Source organism: Rhodococcus sp. 05-2254-6, from assembly GCF_002258565.1.
Classification (GTDB): domain Bacteria; phylum Actinomycetota; class Actinomycetes; order Mycobacteriales; family Mycobacteriaceae; genus Rhodococcoides.
Genome location: NZ_NOZF01000033.1, coordinates 1 through 19754, shown reverse-complemented (window position 1 = coordinate 19754; position 19754 = coordinate 1). Strand labels below are relative to the sequence as shown.

Genomic DNA, 19754 nt, shown 5'->3' with positions numbered 1-19754 from the left:
TCCGAACACCGAGTTCACCCAGTTCAGAACAGGTTTCGTGGAGCGGAAGTTCGTGGTGAGTCGAACCACGTCTGCGGTGTCCGTAGCGTCACGCGCCGCCATGTGCGACGCGATATCTGCCCGACGGAATCGGTAGATCGACTGCTTCGATCCCCCACCGTGAACAACCGCGACCGTGCGGACTCTGTCCATCGATACAACGTCGACGGTACCTGTATCCGATTCAGGGTTTGACACCCGCATGGCAGTGCTGTACATGTATACCTGTAAGGGATACAGGCTCCTCCATCAAAATGTTAAGGTTAAGATGTCATCAAAAGCGCGGAGGGTGCTCGCCCGAAAGGAGCACAGAGAATACGGGCGCAAGCTCGTTGTAGTTGACATCGAAAATGTGATTGGAGGCGCGGCCATCAACAAACTGGACGTCGCAGCGGCGAAACGGCGACTGCTTGCAGCCATCAGTATTGGTGAGTACGACCAGATTGTGATCGGCACCAGTCACGTCGGCCTGATGCCGGTTGGCTGCGTCTGGCCCGGGCTCAGGTACGTCATTCGGTCAGGAAGAAATGGCGCAGACCTCGCGCTGCTTGATGTTCTGGATGAAGACATCGCCCGCCGCTTCCGGTACGTGGTGGTTGTGTCAGGAGATGGAATCTTCACCGACGCTGTCGCAGCACTCGGCCGCGAAGGCGTGGCCGTGACCGTGGTCGGCACTAGGAGCAGCATGTCGCGCCGGCTGGTGCTGGCAGCAAGCCACGTCATCTACCTTGATGACGACACCAGCACACCCGATCTCCAGGCCAAGGAAGCCGCATGACCAATCAGGAAGTCGCAAAGCTGGTTGCCCCCGGTGAAATTGCTGAGATGGCCGGACGCACTCCTGCGGCTGTCAGCAACTGGCGCGCGAATCCCAACCTCCAGTTTCCCGATCCGGTTGGGGGCTCCGCAGCGCGCCCGCTCTTCTCTGAGCTTGAAGTCACCACGTGGCTGAAGTCTCGTGGATATGAGATCACCGTCGATAGGGGAGAGCGACAGATTTGGTCGGCGTTCAATGGTCTGCGCGGAATGATCTCGATCGAAGCGCTCACTGCCGCTCTGCTTGCCCTGATGTCTGCGAGGTTCATTGCCGAGTCCGATCGCAAAGTTGAAGCGCAGTGGGTGAAGCTAGCCAACACTTCGCTCGGGGGCACGATCTTGACCGATTACGCCCACCTCTCCGACTTGGCGAATACGAGTGAACGTCTGGCAGGCCTAGCAGACTTGCCTCCGGAGCTGAAGGAAACGCAGTCCATCGCATTCGAGGTGCTGTTTAACGCAGTGAACTCTCTCAAACTCGATGATTTTGAATACATCTCAAATCTGGTTCTCAGACGTCTCGCAGGCGCGCAGGCGCGATCGGCGGGCCAGTACGGGCTCGCAGGGTCCAAAGTTTCGGCTCTCTTGGCGAACTTGGTGAACGGCGAGGCCGGGATTGTGTACGACCCGGCGTGTGGAATCGGCGAGACACTCATGCAGGTTCAAGCGAATGCCGCAATGCACACCCGCCTAATAGGTCACGACATCAGCGAGCACGCATTGCTTGTTGCCCGGCAGCGCAACCTCTTCAGTCGCGGGTCGGCGCACTTCGTGAAGTCGGATGTCCTCGTGCAAGACCCCGACCCTAAACTTCGCGCAGATTTCGTGGTTGCCGAACCCCCGTTTGGGATGAAGTGGGACAACCCCCACGCGGTCGCAGACCCTCGGTGGAACTTCGGACTTCCACCGCGGTCATCCTCCGAATTCCTGTGGATTCAGCACGCCATCCATCACCTCGCGCCGAACGGATGCGGCTATGTAGTCACGAGCGGTGCGCCGACCTTCAGTTCCGCGACCAAGAACGTGCGCAGCAACGTGGTCCAATCGGGCTGTGTGGAAGCCGTCTTCGCATTGCCGAGAAAGATGCTCCCTCACACATCGATCCCGCTGTTCCTCTGGGTGCTGCGTCCGCCCGCCAAGTCGGAGGCAGGCACTGCGGTACTTCTGGTCGATGGCTCGGGAGAAGGAAACCCTGAGGAACTAGCCCGTCAGTGGCTGACGCTCGGATTGGGCGACGATCCAGATGTGCATCCGCCGTACGCACGCGTTTCGATCGACGAGCTTCTAGCGACAGAGGACGTCGTGCTTCAGCCCAGGCGTTGGATCGACCTTCTTGAGGTCGACGAAGCCGACGTAAACAATAAGTATTTCCGTGCTCTCGACTGTCTAACTTCGGCTCGGGACGACCTTGCTGGACTTTCGCTCGATTCGCTCACTCCAGGATCATTCTCGCAGCCTCGGATGGTGTCGATCAAGGACTTGACACAACAGGGCGGCGCTTCACTGCTGCGAGGGAAGCCCCTACGAGACGACAACAACCAGAGGGTGTCAGGCGCAGGCGTCACGGCACGCCAAGTCCGCGAAGGGCTACCGCCTTCGGCGGCCGACAGTAGTGATGCGGCAAACGTCGCAGTAGGCACAAAGGCCGCACGAACCGAAAGACTCGACATCTTGTTCACGACCATCAATGAAGTGAGAGCGGTCATAGATCTCGACGGGGATCGCGTTCTCGACAACGGGGTCTTTGCGTTGCGTGTAGATCGAGCCATTTTAGAACCCGTCTACGTCGCCCACTGTCTAACCGCTGCATGGAACAAGCGTCACCAGGCAGGAACCACGATTCAGCGGGCAGATCCCAAGGCACTCGAAATCGCTGTCATTCCGATCGCCGAACAACGTCAAGTAGCGGAGCTGCTGGAATCCCTTGAACGTGCGCGCATCGCCGCCACGCGGGTCTCCCAGGCGGCTGAGGTAATAGAAACCAGCCTGTTCGAGGCCGTACGACACCAGATCGATTTGTCAGTGGCGGGCGTCGATTCGCCAGCGCATGTCGGACCAGCAGAACACAACGGCCAATACGATTCTGAGGGAGTCAAATGACCGACCGCATAGCTCTTCCCGAGCTGGAACAATATCTCGCCAAGGCGGCGGACATTTTGCGCGGCAGCATCGACCAAGCGGACTTCAAGGCCTACATCTTCCCAATCATGTTCTTCAAGCGGATCAGTGATGTCTACCTCGAAGAGTTCGACGAAGCGCTCCACGAATCTTTCGGCGATTATGATTTCGCGGCTTTCGCCGAAAATCACCGCTTCGCAATTCCTGAAGGCAACGCGTGGGCAGATGTGCGCAGCAGAACCGAGAACGTCGGCGCGGCTCTGCAGACTGCGTTCCGCGAGATCGAGAAGGCCAACCCCGAGACCCTCTACGGCATCTTCGGCAACGCAAACTGGACTAACAAGGACAAGCTGCCTGATCGCAAGCTCTCCGACCTGATCGAGCACTTCTCGACCAAGATGCTGTCCAACGCCAACGTGGCGCCCGACGTATTTGGCAATGCGTACGAGTACCTCATCAAACGCTTTGCCGATGCCTCCAACAAAAAGGCTGGCGAGTACTACACGCCCCGATCAGTCGTGGGCCTTCTCATCAACATCCTCAACCCAGTTGAGGGCGAGACCGTCTACGACCCAGCCTGCGGCACTGGCGGCATGCTCATCGAAGTCATCGAGCACGTCAAAGCCGCTGGAGGCAGTCCTAAAACGCTCTGGGGCAGGCTTTACGGCCAGGAAAAGGTACTCGCCACCTCGGCAATCGCTCGCATGAACCTCTTGCTGCACGGTGTAGAAGATTTCAAAATCATCCGCGAGGACACCCTGCGAGACCCCGCGTTCTACACCGGGAACGGCCTGGCGAGGTTTGATTGTGTTGTCGCCAATCCGCCGTTCTCGCTGAAGAACTGGGGCGACGCCCAATGGGGGACAGACAAGTGGGGCCGCAACTGCCTCGGCGGCGTCCCGCCAAAGGGGTACGCAGACTGGGCCTGGGTGCAGCACATGCTTGCCTCTACGCAACCCGACACCGGCCGCGTCGCAGTTGTCCTCCCGCAAGGGGCACTCTTTCGCCAAGGCGCCGAAGCCAAGATTCGCACCCACATGCTCAAGTCGGATCTTGTCGATGCGGTCATCGGCTTGGCACCCAATCTGTTCTACGGCACAGGCCTGGCGGCCTGTGTGTTGGTTCTCAGGATCGGTAAACCTGCGAAGAAGCAGGACAAAGTGCTCTTCATTAATGCAGAGAGCTTGCTCAAGAAGGGACGCAATCAGAACACCCTAGAGCCAGCGCAAGCCCACCAGCTCCTCGATGCGTACGAAAGCTACGAAGATATTGAGGGACTTGCACGAGTTGTCAGCATCGACGAGATCGCCGACAACGACCACAACCTCAACATCCCGCTCTACGTCGCCCCTGCAGACAGTGATGAAAAGTTGACGCTGGAACAGGCGATCGCCGATCTGGAGACTGCGCGTGCGATCGCGGCAGAAACCCGCGCGGCGCTGGAATCCGAACTAGCGAAGTGGAACCTGGGACAGGATGTGACGGCATGACTGGCCGAATCACTCAGCGTGAGCTGGAGACATATCTGTGGGGCGCTGCTGTTGTGCTGCGCGGCCTCATCGACGCTGGCGACTACAAGCAGTACATCTTTCCGCTCGTGTTCTTGAAGCGGATTTCCGACGTCTACGACGAGGAACACGCCGCGGCCTTGCAGGTTTATGACGACGAGGAGCTCGCCGACCTGCCGGAAAACCACCGATTCGCGATCCCCGGCGGTTGCACATGGGAGGATATTCGATCCGTTAACAGCGACATCGGCAGCTCCGTCCTCAAAGCCATGCGCGCAATCGAGTCCGCCAACCCCAATACCCTCCCGGGCGTATTCGGCGACGGTGACTGGGGTAACAAGAACCTCCTGCCTGACTCCACGCTCACCGACCTGATCGAACACTTCTCGACCAAGACGTTGTCGATCGCCAACCTGCCCGAGGACGAGCTTGGCAACGGCTACGAGTTCCTGATTAAGAAGTTCGCCGACGACTCCGGCCATACGGCGCAAGAGTTTTACACCAACCGCACGCTCGTGCACCTGATGACACTGATGCTCGAACCCCAGCCTGGAGAGTCCGTCTACGACCCCACCTGCGGTACCGGCGGCATGCTGATCTCTACCGCTGTTGAGGTGAAGCGCCAGGGCAGCGAGTGGCGCAACCTTCGGCTGTTCGGACAAGAGCTTAATTACGGGACATCGGCCATCGCACGGATGAACTTGTTTCTCCACGGCGTGACCGACGGCCACATCGCGCACGGCGACACGCTCTCAAGGCCCGCGTTCCACAACGCCAACGGGGGACTGCAGACTTTCGACGTCGTCCTCGCCAACCCTCCCTACTCCATAAAGGCCTGGAACCGTGAGGCGTTCAGCAAGGATCCCTACGGGCGCAACCTCTGGGGTGTTCCGCCGCAAGGCCGCGCCGACTACGCGTTTTTCCAGCACATCGCCAGGAGTCTTGATCCAGAGACGGGACGCGCCGCCATCCTGTTCCCGCACGGCGTCCTCTTCCGCCGGGAGGAAGCAGATCTGCGCGAGGCGCTCGTCAAGTCGGATTTGGTCGAGTGTGTGCTGGGGCTCGGTGCCGGCTTGTTCTACAACTCGCCGATGGAGGCCGTCGTAATTACTTTGCGCGCCCACAAGCCCGTCGAGCGCCAGGGAAAGGTCCTATTTATAAACGCAATCAACGAAGTCGCACGGGAACATGCACAGTCGTTCCTTCGCGAGTCGAACCAGACCAGGATCCTGAACGCGTATCGCGACTTCAGCGACATCGACCATTTCGTCTCCGTAGCAACGCTTGATCAGATTGCACACAAGGGATTTAGCCTCGCCATTCCCCTTTACGTGGCGACTGCGAAGGCGGCTGATGATGATGGAAAAAATATTGGAGTAACTGATGCGCTGGCCGAGTGGCGTGTCGCTTCTGGCACATCGGAGAGTGCGATCGGTAACGTGCTTACGATGCTGCAAATGGAGGAGTCGGCATGAGTCTCAATCTCGACAAATCCACCTGGAAGCGCGCGATCTTCGGTGAGGTTGTCGCGAACATCAATGACTACTTCGATGCTAATCGAGATGGTGTCCTTCCGTATGTCGCGGGCCCTCATATCAACGCAGGTGACCCTACTGTTGCGCACTACGGGGCAACGGACGACGACAAGTTCCCGCCGACGTTTAAGCGGAAGTTCCGCGACCGTGACGTCTTACTGCACTCGCGCGGCATTGAAAAGTTGGCGGCCGTCGATCGAGCGGGAGTCACTGGCGAAAAACTGTTCGTACTACGATCCCTCGACGAGCGAGTGCTGCTTCAGGAGTATGTTGTGTGGCTGCTCCTCAGCCCCGAGGCCCAAGCGCAGATGAAGGACAACTTCACGGGTTCGGTCAACAAGTTCCTGAATTGGGGGCCACTCGCCTCTCTGGAGTTCAATCTCCCTCCCCTCGACGAGCAAAAGCGCATCGCAGACCTCCTCTGGACGGCTGAGCGTCATCGGCTGACAACCAGGAACTGCCCCGAAAAATTAAGCCGGGTGTTCGACACCTGGCTGATGGAACGACTCTCGGCCCTTTCGACCGTCCCCCTGAGAGAAGTGATTGCCATCCAGAACGGCCGGCCCGTTCCGAGCGAGCTGTATGGGAATGGCACCTTTCCATTGCTGCGCCCAGGAGACATGAATGCGGATGGCACCGTCTCGTGGACCAGCACTTCGGTGTCGATTCCGAACGATTTCGCTAGTAAGTACTCTGATTGGGTTCTTGAACCAGGCGACCTTGTGATCAACATGACAGCGCAAACGCTGGATGGTCGCTTCCTGGGTCGGGTTTGCCGGATGCACGATACGGCCTTGCTTAACCAGCGGATCGGACGCCTGACTACAAGCGACCGTGTTTCGTCAGACTACGCGTTTCTCGCTTTACAATCGCTGAGATTCAGCGATTGGGTCGCTAGAAGGAGCGAGGGGTCCAAAGTGAAGCACATGCATTGGCGACATGTCGCCGATTTTCCATTCCCGCTGGCTTCGCCTGAAATCCAAGGCGCGATAGTCTCTGACGCCGCAAATTTTTCCCGGTCGGTTTCTGTGCTTGCTATCGAATTGGAACGTCTTGACAAACTGCGATCATCGGTGCTGGCCGAGATATTTGGAGGCAACTGATGGCCCAATTCAGTGAAGCAAACACGGTCCGGGATTTCGTACGCGATCTGGTCGCGTCCCTGGATGTCCCGTTCACACCATGTACCTTGCTACCGCGGCAAACCGACGAGGTAATGCTTGAAGGCGGCGTCAAGTCTGCGCTGATTCGGCTGAACCCGGAGATCGAGGCTGACCCGGACAAGGCCGACGAGGTCATCTACAACCTTCGCGCGATCCTGATTGCTGCCCGGACCAACCCGCACCCCGTGGTGGCCAACGAAGAATTCATGGCCTGGCTGACCGGTCAGAAGTCGATGCCGTTCGGGACCAACGGTGAACATACGACGGTTCGCCTGATCGACTTCGACCATCTTGACGATGACTCTTCAAACCAATGGGTGATTTCGACCGAGGTCACGTTCAAACAAGGACGGGTTGAGAAGCGGTTCGACTTGGTCCTGTGGTGCAACGGGTTCCCGTTGGTCATCGGCGAAGCAAAGACTCCAGTCCGGTCCGCCTACACGTGGATAGACGGCGCCGCGCAAATTCATGGCGACTACGAGCAGAGTGTGCCGCAATTCTTCGTACCCAACGTGTTCTGCTTCGCCACAGAAGGCAAGGACTTCCGATATGGGACCGTCGGCATGCCGGTCGAACTGTGGGGCCCGTGGCGCGAGGAGTCGGCCGATGATGACGCGCCGGCCAAGATTGGCTTGGTCGCGGTACAGGAAGCCGTCGAGGGAGTTCTGAAGCCGTCCGCAGTCCTGGAGTTCTTGAGGTTTTTCACTATCTACGCGACAGACAAGAAGCATCGCAAGATCAAGATTATCGCCCGGTTCCAGCAATTCCAGGGAACGAACCTGATCGTTGAGCGGGTGCTGCTCGGCAAGGTCAAGCAGGGTCTGATCTGGCACTTCCAGGGGTCCGGTAAGTCGCTGCTCATGGTGTTTACTGCACTCAAGCTGCGTGCGATGGCCGAGTTGACCAACCCGACCATCGTCATCGTCGTTGACCGCATCGACCTCGACACCCAGATCACCGGGACGTTCAGCGCCTCCGACGTTCCAGGACTGGTCTCGACAGACTCACGCGCCCAACTGCAACAGCTATTGAGTCAAAGCGCACGGAAGGTCATCGTCACGACAATCCACAAGTTCGGCGAAGCTCCGGGTGTGCTCGATGCGCGCGACAACATCATTGCGATGGTCGATGAAGCCCATCGCTCGCAGGAAGGCGATTATGGGCAGAAGATGCGAGAGGCGCTGCCCAACGCATTCCTGTTTGGCCTGACCGGAACCCCGATCAATAAGCGGGACCGCAACACCTTCATGTGGTTCGGATCGACCGAGGATGAGGGTGGCTATCTCTCGCGCTATTCCTTCCAGGAATCGATTCGAGACGGCGCAACTTTGCCGTTGCACTTCGAGCCCCGTCTATCAGAAATCCACATTGATCAAAACGCTATCGACGTAGCCTTCCAGGAGCTGGTAGCGGACCGCGGTCTGTCAGAACAAGAGAAGATCACGCTTTCGAAGAAGGCTGCGTCCATCGAGGTGCTGATAAAGACCCCGTCGCGAATCGCAAAGATTGCGGCCGACATTGCAGTCCATTTCCGGGCCAAAGTCGAGCCGGAGGGCCTCAAGGCACAGGTGGTGGTCTACGACAAGGCATCCTGCGTGGCGTACAAGGAGGAGCTTGACAAGCATCTCGGGCCAGACGCGTCCACGATCGTGATGTCGAAATCGCGTAGCGACTTGGTGGATTGGGCGAAATGGACTCCAGGTGCAGACGATCTTGAGCAAGTCGTCTCTCGGTTCAACGACCCGGCTGACCCATTGAAGATCATCATCGTGACAGCCAAGCTCCTCACAGGCTTTGACGCACCGATCTTGTTTTGTCAGTATCTCGACAAGCCGCTCAAGGAGCACACGCTCCTTCAGGCCATCACACGCACCAACCGCGTCTACCCGCCGAACAAGACGCATGGCCTGATCGTCGACTATCTAGGCATCTTTGACGACGTCGCTAAATCCTTGGCCTTCGACGAAGCGTCGGTAGAGCAGGTAGTGACGAATATCGAAGAACTCAAGCTGCAGTTTGCGCCGGCGCTTGCTACGGCGCTGGGGTTCTTTCCAGGCGTTGATCGATCGATTGGCGGTTACGAGGGGCTTGTCCAGGCTCAGTCAGCGATTGCCGTAGAAACGACGAAGGATGCCTTCGGGCTGGCCTTTAGCATCGTCTCCCAACTGTGGGAAGCGCTCAGTCCAGATCCGATGCTGTCTCCGCATCGCGACGATTACCGCTGGCTGACGGACGTCTACGAATCCGTAAGGCCCGCCGACATTGTGGGCCGGCTGGTGTGGCACTCCTTGGGTGCGAAAACGATCGACCTGATCAACGAGCACGTTCGGGTTGAAATCCCGCAGGGTGACGAGACAATTGTCCTTGATGCGCAAACAATCGAAGACTTGATGACGGGAAGGCGCACGGACGTTTCGCCAAAAGAGATCGAGAAGCAGATTACAGCGCGGATCGCCCGTCACCTGAACAATCCAGCCTTCATTGAGCTTGGTCAGCGTCTGAACTCCATTCGCGAAAGGTATGCCGACATTCAACAGTCGAGCCTCGACTTTCTACGCGAGCTACTCGAACTTGCTCGCGACACCGTTGTAGCAGAGAAGGCCATCGACGAGGTCCCCCGCGAGGAGCAAGGTCGAGCTGCACTCACAGAACTTTTCGAGGCACTAAAGACCGACGAAACCCCAATCATCGTGGAAAACATCGTCAACCGCATCGACGAGGTGGTGCGCGGCGTGCGTTTCGACGGCTGGCAGGCCACGATCCGTGGCGACCAAGAGGTCCGCAAGGCACTTCGCTCAACGCTATACGTGCAGTTTAAGATCCGTGACAACGATGTCTTCGAGAAGGCGCTAGGCTACGTCCGGGAATATTACTGATAGGGGAAATATGACCGAGCCACTGAGCCCCTACTCTGCGTCGACATATGACCGTCGATCAGAGGTGGAGGCGATCCTCCTAGCCGATGACACCCTTCTCGGCCGGGTCTACCGGCATGACCTCGCCGGTCTTACGCCCACCGCAATGGCGACGGAAGAGGGCAACGAGAACGTCGGGTTCGTGTACAACTACAGGACACAACTCAGGGCGCTCCTCGACGAGGAGGTCCCGAACAGCTCGAATATTTCCCTTCAAGCAAGTCGGCGAGTGCGAAAATGGCTGAGGACCAAGGCTCTGAGCCCGCAGCTAAAGGAGCACCTCGAAAAGCTGGAGGGGCAGCTGTCGGCCAAGGCAGATGACGTTGTCGCTCAGATGCACGAAGCCGAGATCGCGGTAAAGGTGTCCGAAGCCGCTGAAGCGAAGGGGACACCTGGCATTTATGTCTACACGCTCCCGCACTACCGCCGGTACCCGGTCGATCCCGACACCGGCAAGACGTTGCTGAAAGTGGGCCATTCAAGTGTCGATGTCTACTACCGAGCTGGATCGGCCGGACGACTTACAGCGCTGCCCGAAGATCCCATCCTGTTGCGCATTTATCCGGTATCGGATTCAGCAGCGAAGGAGAAGGAATTTCACGCTTGGCTTCGGGATGCGGACCATGAGGGAACACGGACCAGGAGGGCCGGATCGGAATGGTTTCTAACGTCGACCAAGTTCGTTGACCGCGTCGCCAGAAGTCTTGGTCTGGAAGTTCAAGTCGTCAATGATCTAGATTTAGTCGAAGGGTAGGGAAAAGCGCCGCCAGGTACTGCATCGCTGGGCCCATAACCCAAAGGTCTGAGGTTCCGATCGTGTCGCCGCTACAAACGAAGACCCGGAAGTCATTATGTTTCGGACAATCTTGGTGCAAAACCCATCGCCAGCCTGAATCCACCTTCAGTCTTTAGCGCTTGAGCCATTCGCTCAACAAGTACCGGCTTGTACACGAACTGACCGAACGCTGGCGAGTACAGACAGTAGTCGGCCGATTTCGGCAGTGGCTTGTCCGATCCAGAGGAAATGGGTCCGATTTGCCACTTCTTGCGAAGTCGAGTGAAGTAATTCATCGGAAAATGATAAGGAATGGAGCTTTCCACCGCCATTGCTGCATCTTTCGGTAGCATCTCGTCGCCATGCACCACATTGCGATATTTTTCAGCTATTATCACACTCCCCTCCCTGCCAGCAAGTTCGGCAATCTCGGCAGGCGTGAGGTCGTCCTGTCGAACAAAATTCAAGGCCATATCAGCCTCAGTTTTTGGCCCTTTCAGCGGCGTAAGGAGTATTCGATATGCGAACTCCTCACTACTGGAAACCTCAGCACTGAGCTCTTTTTCGAATTTTGTAATGTAATTTCGAGTAACTTCGGGCAGATCTCGGCGCAGGGACTTCTGCACGGCAAGGTTGCTGGGGGTCAGCGTCTGAACAAAGAGCGGAAAATGCAGAAAACTTCCTAAGCTATGCCCCACGCCAAACTTGGAAACCAACTCAGTTTCAAAATTAATAACGAGGGCGTGGGTTTGAGGGTCCGTTGCACTCATGATCGAGGACTGAAACCGATGTTCAATCTGATTTCGCAAGCCGATGAAGAACTCGATGTTTGCGCGTACCGGACTGTTAGCTGGCATCGCTTCCCGTACGCACTTGGCAAGGTCCCATGTCTTTTTCGAACCATCGGGGTTTCGAGCGAAACGCCTACCTCCCGAGTCGCGGAAGAAGATGTCGGTTTTATTCTGCATTAAGTTTGCATGAAGGAGATTCTGCCATGCGAGGTGCATATGAACGACGAAATCGAAAAAACTAGCTCTATCCCCAGGACGGTTGTAAAAATCGATAGCTACGAGCGCCTGTCTCTTGGCTTCAGCTAGCGTGTACATCCAGGATGCAGGTCTTGCCACGATGTTCCCCTAACTACCGGTTTTATGCAATTTTATGAGCGTCGTCCAGATCGCGCATGACGTTCGATCAGCGGTTGTGACGGACAGATGATCGACTTCACGGCCGCAGGTCAATACGCCACGAGTCCGCTTGCTCGTCCGTCACCCCAGACGACTGCAGCAATTCGAGTAAGTCCTCCTGACGCGGTTGCCCGAATGTCAACCGATACAGCGCAACTCGCTCGCGGGTCCTCTTGAGTCGGTTCGCATCCACACTCAGCTGATACGGCAGCACATCCCGAATGACCTTGTACGGACCGGGGTAGATCCAGTCGGGTGCCAACCCAGCGATCTCGGCATTCGGTGCATCATCCCCAGCAAGTCGATATGCCTCCTGCCAAGGATTCTCCGCAGCCAGCATCGCCGAACCATGTTTGTCAGCAATGTTACGTCGAACAGCATGCCCGCGAAACCTATTGACACGCCCGTCCCGCTGCTCGAAGTCCACCGGACTCCCCGGGACGTTCCAGTGGACGAGGTTGTGGCACCAGGGGTGAAAGTCGATCCCCTCCTGGCCGACACTCGTGGACACCAATACGAAGGGCCAAAACGGCGAATTGAAGGCTTCACGGATTTCTCCAGGTCGGGCCGAGTCCGTCTCTCCTTGACCCGCATCGCCGTATCGAAGCGCGAATCGACTCGAGAAGTCGATGTCGTTGCCCTCTTGCAACGGATCCTTCGCCTTGTAGACAGCAGGTTTCAGTTTCAGCGCGCTCGCTGCATGCCAAGCGAATGCGATCAGTGCCTCGTCATCGAACTCGCTGTTGCCCTCGACCTGCACGAGGTGGAAGAGGTGCTCGTCAAGCACGGCTTGGAGGTTCCCGTCGGCGCAGTATCGAAGAACCCGCTGCCAGTACGACGCCTCCTCGGCGTACAGGTGGTCAAGAATCAGCGCCGACTCCCACCGGTTGAACAACGTACGAAGACCGGATGCCAAGATCGCGGCAGCTCGCCACTGGCCCCCAACAGTTACCCGCGACGTATCCACCGACAAGCGACCGAATGCTCGCCAGCCGCAGTTGGCCGGAGAGTGCATGGCCAACCGGGCCGTGAGCGTCGTCAGTCCGGACGGGATCTGGGATAGGTCCAGCGAATCACGCCCGCGATGCGCTGTGACCGCGGCTTGGACATACTCGTCGATGACCGTCGACTGATCAGCCCGGTCGTCGTCGCTCTCGACCCCCTTGTCAGAACCACGCCCTGCAATGGCATCGGCAGCGCTGAGGTTCGCCACGAGCCCGCTCAGGGCCTCGTCCAACTTTCCGTCGCTGAGCGCCAGAGGCCACTGCCACACTAGCGACGCGACCTCACCGGCTCCCGTTTCGCGCACACCCTGCGGAAGGTTGGCAGACAGCTCACTCGCAATACGCGACTCGGCGTAGTCACGATCGAATGGACGCCCCGCGGCTCCAGCGCGTCGCAGCGGGTCCGCCATGTCTGCCAGACCCGGCATAGGGAAGAACGGCAGGAATCCGGCCATCGCCGTCAGCTGCTCGCCGCGACGGCGAAACTGCAGCCTCTGCGAGACGTTTTCGTGTGAAGCCGTGACACTCCGTCCTGACTCAACCCCAGACCTCGCAATTCGACGGCTTGCATCATGGCTCAACAAAGACGCAACGGCTGTAGGGGTCGCTGTCCACTGTGAGAACACGAGCTTCTTGGTGACCTGAGGCGCGTCAGCCCGCGCGTACGGACCCGCCGGCTTCAAGTAAGGCAGCGACGCCGGCAGCCACAGGAGCGTCTGCCAGTCCTGACCCGTGGTCTGGGAGATCAGCGCTTCCAAACGCGGATTCCGCGCGTCCAAAGGCCGGTAGTCCTCTACCGCGGCAGGGTCGAGACGATCCAACGATTCGACCAGAGCACGGACGTCCGGCTCGCTGATGTGGTCATGAAGGTACCGACCAAGCTGATAGGAATCGAGGAAGTGCGCCAACTCTGGTACCGATTTCCAGACGTCCATCGGGAATCGTGCGTCGACCATGTGCGCGAGTTCGGCGAACGTCTTGTATTGGCGTACGGCAGCCGCGCTTATAGGTGGTGCGGCCGTTCGCCGTTCTTCGACCATCGACTCGTTGAGCCGTGGGGGCCGTTCGGTCCGGCACATGACCGTGAGCAACTCCGCGCGAATGCGATCGCGCAGCTCAGCCGGGTCCTGCCGATTCTTGACCGTTTGCCGGTACTCGTCGAGCAGCTTGGCGATACCTCTCGCACCCTCACCGTCCGTTCCTTGCGATAGAAAGTCGAGTATGCCGAGGAACTGCGATTGATGGGTACCGTCGCCTTCGGGCCCATCATCGATTGGCTTGTAGGGCGTTGCAGACAGCAGCAACACCTTGGCGTGGCGGTAACCGAACAGGTCCCGCGCGAGCTCACTGACCGGACTGTCTACGTCGAGCAGCTCAGTGAACCGCTGAAACTCGTCGAGAATCACCAGATCTGGTTCCAGAGCCTCCACCCCGGCGCGCGACAGCATTCGTCGAAGTTCGCCGATCACAGCGGACGAGGCCTTGTAGCCGCCCGGCACCGCGGCTTTGCCGGTCGTTTCATCGACCAACGTGCGAAAACGCTCCAGCACAGTAGTGCCGTCGGGTTTAGGCTCATCCACGAGCCGCAAGAACGTCTCAACGATGTCCTTGTCCAGCTTTTGGAGGGCCTTCCCCGGTGCCGCCTTCATCGACAATTCGAGATCGGTTACCCGTTGCTTGAAGCTGTCCAGGCTCTGCACTGTTCCCTGGAGAACCCGGTAAGCCGCTGTCTTCGCCGCGCCGCTGAGCTGGAGATGACTGCTCAAGATGACGAAGAGTAGCGCTCGTTCCCTCGCGGTGCCCGAACTCCATCCTTTGTCTGCGAAGGAAGTCTTCGGGGTGAGCGACACGAGATTGATCGGCTTGCCCGCAACCCCCGGCGCAGACTTCAACGCTTCTGTCGATGTTGCCAACAAACTGAGCCGCGTCGACATCGTTACTTGATTGCCAAGGATGTCGAGGCGCTGGATATTCTGCCGTGCGACATCGGTGTTGGAGCAAATGTAGATGATGTCGATGCGGTCGACTTCCGGATCATCCTGCAGCGCTTCGATTGCCCGAGCTATGACGCCCCTCGCCACCATGGTCTTGCCAAGGCCTGTTTCGTCGGCGACGAGAAATCGATTTCCAGTCTTGTTCCCGTACAGCACATCCGAGACATGATCTACCGTTGCCCGCTGGAACGGACGTAACGTAGCCAGGTGAGGTTCCGCTGCGAAACGCTCTTGATCAGGCATCTATCTGTGCCTCTCGTTGGGTCGGGTCGTACACCGCGGACCACAGCTCGCGAAATCCCTCAGGCAAGACGCCGTTCGGATCGTCCTGATCGATGATGCTTGTGACGACGCCAGCGAGGTGCTCGAGGACCTGCGCGTTGGCCGTCGACACCCTGAGCATCTGCTCGAACAGTCCATTCTCCAACGCATCCCATCGGCCAGCCGTCAGAGAAGCATCGTCTTCACCATCCTCGCCGTCGGCAGCAACGCTTGGTGCGCCGAAAGCAAGCAACAGCGCGAGGAAGCGACGGAACGCATCGGGCGTGTTGATCTCCTGCGTCACGATCGAGCTCATACGCTCGGCCACATCGTTGATCAGTTCCGCCATGACAACGGCCGAGCTTCGACGGCCACCGCCGTCGGAAACAGTGAGCACGAAAAGCGCTGTCACATCAGACAGATTCAAACCGCTGAACTGCAGATCGATTATTCCGTCCATGTCTGCAATCAGAGAACTTGCCTTGACAGACAGAAGCGATACCGCCAGAGATAACTCGGCTGGCACAGAAATCGGGTCCGAGCTGGTGAGGTGTAGTGCATAGCTATCGTCGTCCTTACTCAGCTCTGCCCGAAGCTGCACGTCGAACACCAGCTGGCGAAACTGGTGGTCGAGCACGGCCTGTGGGTCGTCCTCCGAGTCACCGACCGGTTCGATGGTCGTCGACTGCAAAATTGATCGGAATCCGCCCTTACCGAGCATGGCGTCGACACCGAATATTGCTGTCTTGCCTGTCAATTCGACAAGGACCTCGACGTTCCCACCAAATGCGTTACGCGTGGCATTTGCTGACCCGATGAACAGGTGCGCCCGCTTGTCCCGCTCGACGCAGTACAGCTTGGCATGCAGCCCCGACAAAGCAGGACCACCCGTCGAATCCTGGTCGTCGGCAGGAATGCCCGCAGTCGGCGACAGTACGTATGGCTCCGAGATCCATCCTGCAACATCGCTGGATAATGCATCGAACGACTCTTGACGCGATACGACCGACACCGAGCCGCGGGAGTACTCGGCGAGCGTCGCCAGGCCGTCATCTGTGAGGAACGGCGAAACCAGCAAGTGTTTGTAGCCGGAGAAGTCGGGCTTCGATGTTCGCGAGCTGCGCACACCAAAGATGTGAAAGTCGACATCGGTTGCGCCTGAGGGAAGGTCCCACTCTGCCCACCGGATCTCTTCGGCTAGGTCCAAGATGCGACTCGCACGGTTCTCCGGCAAGCCGGGCTGGACTGCGGTGGTCAGGAATCGTAAAAAGTCGACAAGCGGCTTGTTTTTGGCGCTCGGCGTGCTCACGAGAGTGCCGTCCAGGGTGATGGCGACGTCCCACGATCTGCCCCGGGCCAAGTTGCGGCTCATGACCACCAACCGGAGAGACACTTCCCCAGTCGTCTCGGACTCGTATCTCGCCAACCATAGCTTGGGGTGAAACAAGAAATTGGACGAGTGCTGCACGGCGTGCAATGCCGGTTCGAGCAATGTGTGTAGGCGCGACCGCGTGGTCGGGACGCCAATCATGCCGCGTTGATGGAAGATATCGATCTTGCCGATGCTTGCTTGGACAGCGGCGATCGTTTCGAGAGGGTCTGCAGATCCTGCCGAGGCACTTCGCGATAGAGCAAGTGACGGCAGCAGTGCGCTGTCGAGATCCAACGTGTAGGTGGTGCCGACCACGTGTGTGACCACGTAACCCTGCGCGGGTTCGAGGCGTTCGAGCAAGGTGACTCTGCTGTCAGGAGGTAGCACGAGCAAGGCCTTCCTTGATGTCGCCGACCATTGTCTGCACGGTCGACCACCGGTAAGTCAGACGTCCGGCACCTGAGGCCCCCGACCATTCCTTCAGTAACCGGTCGTTGTTCAGACGGGATTGCTCACCTTTGTTGACCCGTTCGCGGTCCGCGATCAACTCGCGTAAGTCCGTGGGTGTTGCGGAGTCGTAGGCATCGCCTGTACGCACGGCGGTAAGCCAGGAATCTACAAACACTTTGGTGTTCAGCGGGATTGGGGTGCTCCTACCCTTGTTGACTGCCGCCCAGAAGGCTGGAACGTCCCAGTTCGAGATGTCGCGAGATTGGACGGACACCTCGTTGGCCCAGTTGTCCAGTAAGTCGCGGTAGTACTCGACGTAAGTCGTGTCGCCGGGGGTCACGGCCTTCTCGTACTTCTCTGCGAGCAGCAGGTTGTACAGCAAGCCGGCACCATTGATAGTCAGAGAGAACAGTCGCGCATGCTCGACCAGTCCACGGATGGCAGCCGGCGCGGTCGTCAGTGCTGGGTGATCCCATGGACTGTCGACAGTTTTGAGGTCATGTTCAAGACCCTCCCGCACGAGGTGTGCCAGATATGTGTCCGGCGCTGAAGTAAGAATTCTTTCTTGCAGCCAGCTGGCCTCGGAACGACTCAGCTCGAAACCTGTTTCGACTCTTGCAGGGAATCCCTTGGGCGGGTCGACACTGATGTTCCAACTCGTACCCTGGTGGCCGTCGTGTCGAATGCCGAGCCGCTTGAGAGCAGCCGAATAGAGATTGGATGGAAGGGTGTTGACACTCGCGCCCGCGACTCGACCGATCAAACCCTGCGTGTGCCCGTCCTTCCGCATCGTTTCGATCAGTTTCCGCTCGGTATCGCGCGCCCTCGTGCGGGCTGCCGTACCCGAGTGCTTCCTCGCTGCTTCCGCATAGATCCAGGGAACGAACAGGAAGTACTTCGCACGTGTGTGCACAGTCGAAGTCGCCGGAAACAGGTATTCAGACAACGTGTCTCGAACCTGTCCGATCCCGATGTCGTCGAGTGTGCTCGAGTCGGAGAACAGCTTGACCAGCTCTCGCATCCGGCGCTCTTCATCAGGCGAGGTGTCGAGCCATGCAATATCAGACACGAGCCCTCCTGTTCTCTAAGTTAGTAGAACTATTGATCGTGCCAGATGAACCAACGAGATATGTGCGCTTCAAATCTGGTTCGTCGACAGGGCGCTTCGGATTCACGTCTAGGTATCCGCTCCGGTGCTGCGTGCGACCTCGGCAGCTTTCCGTGTGGCCTTGACGATCCCCTGGCCGAAGAACAGATTTCCGCCCGCGCCGAGTGCGGCACCGATTCCGAAAGGTGCGGCGCGGCCCAGCACCAGAATGCCTTGCCGTGTTCCGTACTTGGTGACGAAGTTGACCCCGAGTACTCGGTTGACTGAGCGAATCGTAGACATAGGAACGTTTTTCGCGAACAGCGTTCCAAGGTGCGAGCCTGTGCGACCAGCTGCTTTCCCGGCAAAAGTCGACCCTCCGCCACCGGCCAACACTGTCAGCACGACCGCCTTCTGATGTTCCAAATCGGTGATATCGATCCCGTGCACTCGAAGAACGGAGAGGATGTGACCCGCTGCAGCAGTCATGAACCATGACGCGTCCCCCGCTGTCATCGCCAATGCAGCTGCCGTACCTGCTCCCGGCACCGCAGCTGCTCCTCCCGTCGCTGCGCCGGTGGCGGTGACGGATGACAGAAAGGTGGTTTCGAGCTTCTTCACCAACTGGTCGACGGTGGCATTCGGATGACGTTCCTTTATGCGGTTTACCCGCACATCCACGAGCTTGTTCGCAGCTACCAGGGCCTTGTCGAACAATGCCATTGTTTTCGATGAGTCCGGTTTAAACTCTGGCCCATCGCCGATATCAGATTCCACCACGATATTCTCTCCTGCTCCCGATGAGTGTGCGCAACGTATCCTCCTACAGCTGTTTTACTGCGACCGCGGGCAGTCCACTTTCCGGGGGGGAACCTCAGAAGTGCACCCGCAGCAATACTTGGGGAACGACCGCGCGCTTGGAGGGACAGCCCGTGCTCCCGCAGCGTGTCTGTTACGGGGTCAACGAATACCGTTACACCGATTAGTTCGGTCGTCATTCGCTCGCCAACAGAAAGGCCACCACTCGACACAGGTGCCGCACTTCTGCGACCGTCGGCGCGAGTTCGTACGCATGGTGGTGACATGCGTTGCTCAATCTGCTCCACGCCATCGCAGCAGCATCGGCGTTCTCAGCTGCATCCAGTGACCTCAAGATCACCAACCTCGATCGCATGCTCGGACTCTCGATATCTACGCCCAACGCCACGCACCGCTCGATGACCAATTCCTCCAACGCCTGGCGAGCGAGGAACGCAGCCAGACGCGCCGAACCGCCTGCAGCGCTGTGACTTCCGTCCAGCAGCAGTTCCGCGTTCCTCAACGCAACCGCCGGCGACGTTGCAGCAGTCATTCGGCAAGAATCCCGTCGACCATCTTTTTCAAATCATTGACCACTTCCCAGGTGATCGGCCGATCTGAACCGTTGTGGCTGCCGGCGTTCGCGATATGGAGCGTCGGGAAGCGTTCGGTGCGGAAGCCCAGCCACTGCGATAGGTCGCGTTCGGAGTCCTGGTGTACAGCCAGCGCAAT

Annotated in this window: 14 protein-coding genes; 7 read left to right on the top strand and 7 right to left on the bottom strand. The window is 58.4% G+C overall.

What is annotated here, in order from left to right; all coding sequences use genetic code 11:
* Positions 1 to 241: 241 nt before the first annotated feature.
* The 7 genes from CH256_RS03870 to CH256_RS03840 are packed head-to-tail and all read left to right on the top strand — an operon-like array spanning position 242 to position 10848.
* Positions 242 to 817, top strand: coding sequence for an NYN domain-containing protein (locus CH256_RS03870; protein WP_094668911.1), 576 nt, complete (start codon positions 242 to 244; stop codon positions 815 to 817).
* Entirely contained in the window at positions 814 to 2955 is a 2142-nt protein-coding gene (locus CH256_RS03865) for an N-6 DNA methylase (protein WP_094668910.1), read from the top strand. Before CH256_RS03870 ends, CH256_RS03865 begins: the two co-directional genes overlap by 4 nt.
* Entirely contained in the window at positions 2952 to 4463 is a 1512-nt protein-coding gene (locus tag CH256_RS03860; RefSeq protein WP_094668909.1) for a type I restriction-modification system subunit M, read from the top strand. The genes CH256_RS03865 and CH256_RS03860 overlap by 4 nt, the downstream gene beginning before the upstream one ends.
* Positions 4460 to 5956 (top strand): type I restriction-modification system subunit M, encoded by a 1497-nt coding sequence (locus CH256_RS03855; RefSeq protein ID WP_094668908.1) that lies wholly within the window; start codon positions 4460 to 4462, stop codon positions 5954 to 5956. The genes CH256_RS03860 and CH256_RS03855 overlap by 4 nt, the downstream gene beginning before the upstream one ends.
* Positions 5953 to 7119 (top strand): restriction endonuclease subunit S, encoded by a 1167-nt coding sequence (locus CH256_RS03850; protein WP_094668907.1) that lies wholly within the window; start codon positions 5953 to 5955, stop codon positions 7117 to 7119. Before CH256_RS03855 ends, CH256_RS03850 begins: the two co-directional genes overlap by 4 nt.
* A complete protein-coding gene (locus CH256_RS03845; RefSeq protein ID WP_094668906.1) occupies positions 7119 to 10055 on the top strand; it encodes a type I restriction endonuclease subunit R in 2937 nt (978 codons plus the stop codon). The genes CH256_RS03850 and CH256_RS03845 overlap by 1 nt, the downstream gene beginning before the upstream one ends.
* 10 nt (positions 10056 to 10065) lie before the next feature.
* A complete protein-coding gene (locus CH256_RS03840) occupies positions 10066 to 10848 on the top strand; it encodes a GIY-YIG nuclease family protein (RefSeq protein WP_143536512.1) in 783 nt (260 codons plus the stop codon).
* 95 nt (positions 10849 to 10943) lie between these two features.
* Here CH256_RS03840 and CH256_RS03835 read toward each other — a convergent pair whose 3' ends face one another.
* The 7 genes from CH256_RS03835 to CH256_RS27940 form a co-directional block, all read right to left on the bottom strand.
* Positions 10944 to 11996, bottom strand: a complete 1053-nt coding sequence (locus CH256_RS03835) for a DUF3644 domain-containing protein (RefSeq protein WP_094668904.1) — start codon at positions 11994 to 11996, stop codon at positions 10944 to 10946.
* A gap of 97 nt (positions 11997 to 12093) precedes the next feature.
* Complete coding sequence (locus CH256_RS03830) at positions 12094 to 15297, bottom strand: DEAD/DEAH box helicase (protein WP_094668903.1); 3204 nt, start codon at positions 15295 to 15297, stop codon at positions 12094 to 12096.
* The gene (locus tag CH256_RS03825; RefSeq protein WP_256989352.1) at positions 15290 to 17047 is read right to left on the bottom strand and encodes a phospholipase D family protein; all 1758 of its coding nucleotides are present in this window, start codon (positions 17045 to 17047) and stop codon (positions 15290 to 15292) included. Before CH256_RS03825 ends, CH256_RS03830 begins: the two co-directional genes overlap by 8 nt.
* Positions 17048 to 17060: 13 nt before the next feature.
* Entirely contained in the window at positions 17061 to 18206 is a 1146-nt protein-coding gene (locus tag CH256_RS03820; RefSeq protein WP_094668901.1) for a DUF6361 family protein, read from the bottom strand.
* Between the two features lie 108 nt (positions 18207 to 18314).
* On the bottom strand, positions 18315 to 18947 hold the full coding sequence (locus CH256_RS03815) for a hypothetical protein (protein WP_094668900.1): 633 nt from the start codon (positions 18945 to 18947) through the stop codon (positions 18315 to 18317).
* 271 nt (positions 18948 to 19218) lie between these two features.
* The gene (locus CH256_RS03810) at positions 19219 to 19575 is read right to left on the bottom strand and encodes a hypothetical protein (RefSeq protein WP_094668899.1); all 357 of its coding nucleotides are present in this window, start codon (positions 19573 to 19575) and stop codon (positions 19219 to 19221) included.
* The coding region (locus CH256_RS27940) for a hypothetical protein (RefSeq protein WP_179271991.1) at positions 19572 to 19754 on the bottom strand (183 nt) is incomplete at its 5' end. The genes CH256_RS03810 and CH256_RS27940, both read right to left, overlap by 4 nt.

Bases quoted from the DNA above. Each gene is read 5' to 3' on its own strand.
- CH256_RS03860 (WP_094668909.1), top strand. From the start codon at position 2,952: ATGACCGACCGCATAGCTCTTCCCGAGCTGGAACAATATCTCGCCAAG.
- CH256_RS03840 (WP_143536512.1), top strand. From the start codon at position 10,066: ATGACCGAGCCACTGAGCCCCTACTCTGCGTCGACATATGACCGTCGA.
- CH256_RS03815 (WP_094668900.1), bottom strand. From the start codon at position 18,947: ATGGCATTGTTCGACAAGGCCCTGGTAGCTGCGAACAAGCTCGTGGAT.
- CH256_RS03845 (WP_094668906.1), top strand. From the start codon at position 7,119: ATGGCCCAATTCAGTGAAGCAAACACGGTCCGGGATTTCGTACGCGAT.
- CH256_RS03830 (WP_094668903.1), bottom strand. From the start codon at position 15,297: ATGCCTGATCAAGAGCGTTTCGCAGCGGAACCTCACCTGGCTACGTTA.
- CH256_RS03855 (WP_094668908.1), top strand. From the start codon at position 4,460: ATGACTGGCCGAATCACTCAGCGTGAGCTGGAGACATATCTGTGGGGC.
- CH256_RS03870 (WP_094668911.1), top strand. From the start codon at position 242: ATGGCAGTGCTGTACATGTATACCTGTAAGGGATACAGGCTCCTCCAT.
- CH256_RS03850 (WP_094668907.1), top strand. From the start codon at position 5,953: ATGAGTCTCAATCTCGACAAATCCACCTGGAAGCGCGCGATCTTCGGT.
- CH256_RS03865 (WP_094668910.1), top strand. From the start codon at position 814: ATGACCAATCAGGAAGTCGCAAAGCTGGTTGCCCCCGGTGAAATTGCT.
- CH256_RS03810 (WP_094668899.1), bottom strand. From the start codon at position 19,575: ATGACTGCTGCAACGTCGCCGGCGGTTGCGTTGAGGAACGCGGAACTG.